This window comes from Jannaschia seosinensis (assembly GCF_001408515.1).
Classification (GTDB): domain Bacteria; phylum Pseudomonadota; class Alphaproteobacteria; order Rhodobacterales; family Rhodobacteraceae; genus Jannaschia; species Jannaschia seosinensis.
In genome coordinates this window covers 1-1157 of the sequence record NZ_CYPR01000182.1, presented here as the reverse complement: position 1 = coordinate 1157, position 1157 = coordinate 1, and the positions used below count along the sequence as shown (strand labels likewise).

Sequence of the window (1157 nt, the reverse complement as noted above, 5' to 3'; positions counted from 1 at the left end):
CTCGCAACGAGACGCTGCGCGCCACGAAACGTTACGGTCGGGCATTCTGGAAGCACTGGACCGGATACCACGCCCGAAGTCGCATCGAGGCGAAGATGCGATGCCTCAAGGCATTCGGCGAGCGGATCGCCGCCAGAGACCCCGACCGCCAGACCGCCGAAGTCCACATCCGCGTCGCCCTCATGAACCGCTTCTCAGCCCTCGGCACCGCCGAGATCGTTCGCGTGACCTGACATCGGCGGGGAAAGGGGAAGTCACGCCTCAGGCGTGAGTTCTGCAACAACGCCAGGCGAGTGACGAACCTGCCTTTGTTCTGGCAGAGCGATACGGGAGGACGGAACAGACCGTCTGCAAATGGCGGCACCGCGACAGCGTTGAGGATCGCAGCCACACGCCGCACCGGCTTCAGACGACATTGACGCCCGCCCAGGAGGCCGTGGCGGTGGCCTTGCGCACGACGCTGCTGGTATCGCTCGATGACCTGCTGGCAGTGGTGCGCGAGTTCCTGAACCCGAATGCTTCACGCTCTGGCCTCCCAAGTTCGACACTTCAGGGGCGGTTTCATGATCATCTGCTTTGGCCGATGACGTAGTTTCAATAATTTAGTGGACGCCCCGAGGTCGATATGGATGGTCGGTGTAGTCACACGATGCGGTTGTATTACCCATTGCCTCTGGAGCTTCGGCTCAGGTATCATCGCTACACAATGTATACGCGCATCGCGAAGACCGGCGGCCGCCAGTATCTCCAACTCGTCGAGGCCTACCGCAATGACCGCGGGCAGTCCCGCGTCCGCGTGGTCGCGAACCTTGGGCGGCTCGACAAGCTTACCCCTTCGACGCTCGATCCTTTGATCAACGGCCTGAACCGGGCCGTTGGCCGCGCTGAGAATACCGCATCGGAGGTCATCCAGGGGTACTGTACCCTCAGGTCTGGAAATTCGCTTGAGACGCGGGGCGTGAGCTCGTGCTGGGGCGCCCCCCAGCACGAGCTGCCCATTCTGGTATTCCATGGAGTTGCAACACAACCATGGAGAAGAACGAATGGACAGGCGGAAGGATACGGCGCTTGAGGCGGTCTTGGAACAGTTGATCGAGCACGGGCCCGGCGAGATCGCATCGGTGTTCGCGCGGGCTTTCGAGCTGGCGATGCAGATC

Annotated in this window: 3 pseudogenes; all 3 read left to right on the top strand. The window is 61.8% G+C overall.

Annotation, left to right across the window (positions count from 1 at the left end):
• Positions 1-233, top strand: a pseudogene (locus JSE7799_RS13610) (IS5/IS1182 family transposase); the annotation flags it as partial.
• Between the two features lie 41 nt (positions 234-274).
• Positions 275-535 (top strand): annotated as a pseudogene (locus JSE7799_RS13605) (IS481 family transposase); the annotation flags it as partial.
• Between the two features lie 171 nt (positions 536-706).
• A pseudogene (locus JSE7799_RS22480) lies at positions 707-913 on the top strand (IS1634 family transposase N-terminal domain-related protein); the annotation flags it as partial.
• Positions 914-1157 lie beyond the last annotated feature (244 nt).